This window comes from Phenylobacterium sp. (assembly GCF_036263695.1).
Lineage (GTDB): Bacteria > Pseudomonadota > Alphaproteobacteria > Caulobacterales > Caulobacteraceae > Phenylobacterium.
The window spans coordinates 1-5,481 of record NZ_DATAGM010000315.1 but is presented as its reverse complement, the minus strand read 5'-3'; the positions used below and the strand labels follow the sequence as shown (position 1 = coordinate 5,481).

At 69.2% G+C, this 5,481-nt stretch carries 4 protein-coding genes; all 4 read left to right on the top strand.

What is annotated here, in order from left to right; all coding sequences use genetic code 11:
- On the top strand, positions 1-1,038 hold a 1,038-nt coding region (locus VHK87_RS12865; RefSeq protein ID WP_329635297.1), incomplete at its 5' end, for an isocitrate lyase.
- Positions 1,039-1,300: 262 nt separating this feature from the next.
- The gene (locus VHK87_RS12860; RefSeq protein ID WP_329635296.1) at positions 1,301-3,445 is read left to right on the top strand and encodes a malate synthase G; all 2,145 of its coding nucleotides are present in this window, start codon (positions 1,301-1,303) and stop codon (positions 3,443-3,445) included.
- Between the two features lie 64 nt (positions 3,446-3,509).
- The gene (locus tag VHK87_RS12855) at positions 3,510-4,379 is read left to right on the top strand and encodes a DUF1206 domain-containing protein (protein ID WP_329635295.1); all 870 of its coding nucleotides are present in this window, start codon (positions 3,510-3,512) and stop codon (positions 4,377-4,379) included.
- A 162-nt stretch (positions 4,380-4,541) separates the two neighbouring features.
- A partial coding sequence (locus tag VHK87_RS12850) for an ABC-F family ATP-binding cassette domain-containing protein (RefSeq protein ID WP_329635294.1) occupies positions 4,542-5,481 on the top strand: 940 nt, incomplete at its 3' end.

The following is a 5,481-nucleotide window of genomic DNA, read 5'->3' as shown; positions in this document are numbered from 1 at the left end:
GCGGGCTTCGGCAACGCCGAGGCGACCTACCTGCTCGCCAAGAAGATGATCGAGGCCGGCGCCTGCTGCATCCAGATCGAGAACCAGGTCTCCGACGAGAAGCAGTGCGGCCACCAGGACGGCAAGGTCACCGTCCCGCATGAAGACTTCATCCAGAAGCTGCGCGCCGTCCGCTACGCCTTCCTTGAGCTGGGCGTGGACAACGGCGTCATCGTCGCGCGCACCGACTCGCTCGGCGCGGGCCTGACCAAGCAGATCGCCTACTCCAAGGAGCCGGGCGACCTGGGCGACAAGTACAACAGCTTCCTCGACGTCGAGGAGATCGATCCGGCCACCGCCCGCAACGGCGACGTGGTGATCAACCGGAACGGCAAGCTGTTCCGTCCGAAGCGCCTGGCTTCCAACCTGTTCCAGTTCCGCGCCGGCACCGGCGAGGACCGCTGCGTCCTCGACTGCATCACCGCCTTGGAGAACGGCGCCGACCTTCTGTGGATCGAGACCGAAAAGCCCCACATCGGCCAGATCGCAGGCATGGTGGACCGCATCCGTGAGGTCTTCCCGAACGCCAAGCTGGCCTACAACAACAGCCCGTCGTTCAACTGGACGCTGAACTTCCGTCAGCAGGTGTTCGACGACTACGTGAAGCAGGGCAAGGACGTCTCGGCCTACGACCGCGAGAAGCTGATGAGCGTCGACTACGACACCAGCGAGCTGGCGATCGAAGCCGACAACCGCATCCGCACGTTCCAGCGCGACGCGGCCAAGCGGGCGGGCATCTTCCACCACCTGATCACCCTGCCGACCTACCACACGGCCGCGCTGTCCACCGACAACCTGGCCAAGGAGTACTTCGGCGAGGCCGGCATGCTCGGCTACGTGGCCGGCGTGCAGCGCCAGGAGATCCGCCAAGGCATCGCCTGCGTGAAGCACCAGAACATGTCCGGCTCGGACATCGGCGACGACCACAAGGAGTACTTCGCCGGTGAAGCCGCCCTGAAGGCGGGCGGCGTCCACAACACGATGAACCAGTTCGCGTAAGCGGATTGGAGAGTTTCTCCTCCCCCGCAGCGAAGACTGCGGGGGAGGGGGACCGCTAAGTGGTGGAGGGGGCGCGCCCCCTCCGTCTCGGCGCCTAGCCGCCGATCCACCTCCCCCGTAGTCCCGGCCACGCCGGGCTTCGGGTGAGGAGCTTAGGTTCCGGCTCTTGCGTGAGGGGACGTCAAGGGCCGAAAGAGCAGGGCGCTTCGGGTTTCCGGGGCGCCCTGTTCCGTGACAGCTTGCAGGCAGAGTGAGACCGCCCATGGACGTCAGCTCCAATCTCTTCGTCGACGACCTTCTCCACGCTTTCGTCGAAAGGGAGCTGCTGCCGGGGACTAAGGTGGAGCCCGCCGCCTTCTGGGCCGCCCTCGAGGCGCTGCTGGGCGACTTCACGCCGAAGAACGATGCGCTGCTCGCGAGGCGCGACGAGCTGCAGGCGAAGATCGACGCCTGGTGGCGCGAGCGCCGCGGCAAGGACGTGTCCGTCGCCGAGCAGGAGGCCTTCCTGCGCGAGATCGGCTATCTGCTGCCGGAGCCCGCGCCGTTCGCCATCGAGACCGCCAACGTCGATCCCGAGATCGCCCGCACCGCCGGCCCGCAGCTGGTGGTGCCAGTCTCCAACGGCCGCTATGCGCTGAACGCGGCCAACGCCCGCTGGGGCAGCCTCTACGACGCCCTCTATGGCACCGACGCCCTGGAGCCCCCGACCGGAGGCCGCGGCTATGACCCGGTGCGCGGCGGCAAGGTGATCGCCTACGCCCGCGCGCTGCTCGACCGGGTGTCCCCGCTGAGCGGCGGCTCCCACACCGACGCCGCCGGCTACGCCATCGAGGCCGGCAAGCTGGTGGTGGCGCAGCAATCCGGGGGCAAGGCCCGCCTGGCCGACGAGGCCCAACTGAAGGGCTGGCGCGGCAACGCCGAGGCGCCCTCGGCCGTGCTGCTCGGCCACAACGGCCTGCACCTGGAGATCCAGATCGACCGGGCCCACAGCATCGGCAAGGACGACCCCGCCGGCGTCGCCGACGTGCTGATGGAGAGCGCCCTCACCACCATCCAGGACTGCGAGGACTCCGTCGCCGCGGTCGACGCCGAGGACAAGACAACCGTCTACCGCAATTGGCTCGGCCTGATGAAGGGCGACCTGACCGCCAGCTTCGAGAAGGGCGGCCGCACCGAGACCCGGGCCTTGGCCGAGGACCGCACCTACACCGCCCCGGACGGCTCCCAGCTCACCCTGCGCGGCCGCTCGCTGATGCTGGTGCGCAACGTCGGCCACCACATGACCACCGACGCGGTCCGCTTTCGCGGCCAGGACGCCTACGAGACCGCGGTCGACGCCCTGGTCACCGTCACCGCCGCCCTGCACGACCTGAACGGCGCCCGCAAGAACAGCCCGGCCGGCTCGATCTATGTCGTGAAGCCCAAGATGCACGGGCCGGATGAGGTGGCGCTCGCCGTCTCTCTGTTCGACCAGGTGGAGGACGCCCTGGGTCTGGCCCGCAATACGGTCAAGCTCGGCATCATGGACGAGGAGCGCCGCACCAGCGCCAACCTCGCCGCCTGCATCGCCGCCGCCCGGAGCCGCGTGGTGTTCATCAACACCGGCTTCCTCGACCGCACGGGCGATGAGATCCACACGGCCATGGAAGCCGGGCCCATGGTGCGTAAGGAGGCCATGCGCGGCGAGCCGTGGCTCACCTCCTACGAGAAGCGCAACGTCGAGATCGGCCTTGCCACCGGCTTCATGGGCAAGGCCCAGATCGGTAAGGGCATGTGGGCCGCGCCCGACATGATGGCCGACATGCTGAAGGCCAAGGTCGGCCACCCCAAGGCCGGCGCGAACACCGCCTGGGTGCCCAGCCCCACCGCCGCCACCCTGCACGCCCTGCACTACCACGAAGTGGACGTCCCGTCGCTGCAGCAGGAGATGGCCAGGGCCGCCCAGCGCACGGGCCTTGAGGACCTGCTGACCGCCCCGCTAGCCAAGTCCAACTGGAGCCCCGCCGACGTCCAGCAGGAGCTGGACAACAACGTCCAGGGCATCCTCGGCTACGTGGTCCGCTGGATCGACCAGGGCGTCGGCTGCTCCAAGGTGCCCGACATCCACGACGTTGGCCTGATGGAAGACCGCGCCACCCTGCGCATCTCCTCCCAGCACATCGCCAACTGGCTCCACCACGGGGTGTGCACCGAGGACCAGGTGCGCGAGACCTTCGCGCGGATGGCCAAGGTGGTGGACGGGCAGAATGCGGGCGATCCGCTCTACCGACCCATGGCCGAGGACCTCGCCGGCTCCGTCGCCTATCAGGCGGCGCTGGAGCTGGTGTTCGAGGGGCGCGTGCAGCCGAACGGGTACACCGAGCACGTGCTGACCCGCCGGCGGCGGGAGCGAAAGGCGAAGGGGTAGGGTCCTACGCCGGAACCTAGCGGCGCCGTGCGGATTGCTCCCGCACGACGCGAGGAGTTCCGACGTGAATTCAATCCCCAGGTTCGAGACCTTCACCCGGCTCGGGTTCGCCGCCCGCGGACTGCTCTACATCCTCATGGGCTATCTGGCGATCGAGGCCGGCCGGAGCCTCGGGACCTCCGACGTGCTGCGCACGATGGCCGGCGGCGGGCTCGGCCGGGTGGTGCTCGGGCTGGTCGGCCTGGGCCTGCTCGCCTATGGCGCCTGGCGCCTCGCGGAAGCGGCCCTGGACCTTGAGGGCTCGGGCGAGGGCCTGAAAGGCAAGGCGGTGCGCGCAGGGCATGGCGGGAGCGGCGTCGTCCACGTCCTGCTGGGCCTCTTGGCCCTTGGCCTGACGTTTGGGATTGGCATGGGTGGCGGAGGCGGCGGAGCCGGCGCCGCCGGCGGTGGGAGCGACGGCGCCCAGACCGCCACCGCCTGGGTGCTGGGCCTGCCGGCCGGCGAATGGCTGGTCCGCCTGGTCGCGGTCGGGTTCATCGTCGGCGGCCTCGGCGAGTGGCTGCAGGCCTACAAGCTCGGCTTCCTGAAGCAGCTTGATGGGCGGGCCCAGGGCCGCGCCTGGGTCAAGTGGATCGGCCGGCTCGGCTACGCCGCCCGGGGTGTCCTCTTCATCCTGGCCGGCCTCTTCTACTGGCGCGCCGCCGCCACCGAGAACCCGCGAGAGGCCGGCGGGCTCGGCGAAGCCCTTGGCTCCCTCTCCGGCTGGGCCCAACTCCTCGTGGCCGCCGGCCTGGTGCTGTTCGGCGTCTTCAGCCTGGTGCAGGCGATGTACCGGCGGATCACCAACCCGCAGGTGGTGGAGCGGCTGAAGGGCGCGGCGGGGCGGAGCGGCGGTGGGCGCGGGGCGACGCGGGCGGCGGCGAGGCGAGGGTAGGGCGAGCCGTGGCGGCGCCCGGTGCGCCGGCTGCTCGAGTGGTCGACGCCCACGACCTGCTCATGGCCGTAGAGGCGTGGCGCGGCGCTGGCGGGGCTGAGACAAGAAGCCCACGGGCCTGAGGCTGGCGTTCTCCCCGGCCCCGGGCTAGCAGACCGCCCGATGATCCGCCTCGACAACATCTCCAAGCAGAACGGCCACCAGATCCTGTTCATCGAGGCTTCGATGGGCGTCCAAAAAGGCGAGAAGGTCGGGCTTGTCGGCCCGAACGGCGCTGGCAAGACGACGCTGTTCCGCATGATCACGGGGCAGGAGCAGCCGGACGACGGACTGGTCGGCGTCGATCCCGGAATGACGATCGGCTACTTCAGCCAGGATGTCGGCGAGATGTCGGGCCAGAGCGCGGTCGCCGCGGTGATGGACGGCGTCGGTCCCATCAGCGCGCTGGCCGCCGAAATGGCCAGCCTCGAGGCGGCCATGGTCGATCCGGACCAGGCCGACAAGCTGGACGCCATCATCGAACGCTACGGCGAGGTGCAGGAGCGCTTCGAGGAGCTGGACGGCTATGCGCTGGAAGCGCGGGCGCGCGAGGTGCTGGCCGGCCTGAGCTTCAGCCAGGAACGCATGGATGGCGATGTGGGTCTGCTGTCCGGAGGCTGGAAGATGCGCGTCGCCTTGGCGCGCATCCTGCTGATGCGGCCCGACGGCATGCTGCTGGACGAGCCCAGCAACCACCTCGACCTGGAAAGCCTGATCTGGCTGGAGGCCTTCCTCAAGGGCTACGACGGCGCCCTGCTGATGACCTCGCACGACCGGGCCTTCATGAACCGGATCATTGGGAAGGTGGTGGAGATCGACGCCGGCTCCCTCATCACCTACTCGGGCGATCTCGACTTCTACGAACAGCAGCGCGCGCTCGGCGAACAGCAACGCCAGGCTCAGTACGAGCGCCAGCAGGCGATGCTGGCCAAGGAAATCAAGTTCATCGAGAAGTTCAAGGCGCGCGCCTCGCACGCGGCCCAGGTGCAGAGCCGAGTGAAGAAGCTCGACAAGATCGAGCGCGTCGAGCCGCCGAAGCGCCGGCAGAGCGTCGCCTTCGACT

Bases quoted from the DNA above. Each gene is read 5' to 3' on its own strand.
- VHK87_RS12860 (WP_329635296.1), top strand. From the start codon at position 1,301: ATGGACGTCAGCTCCAATCTCTTCGTCGACGACCTTCTCCACGCTTTC.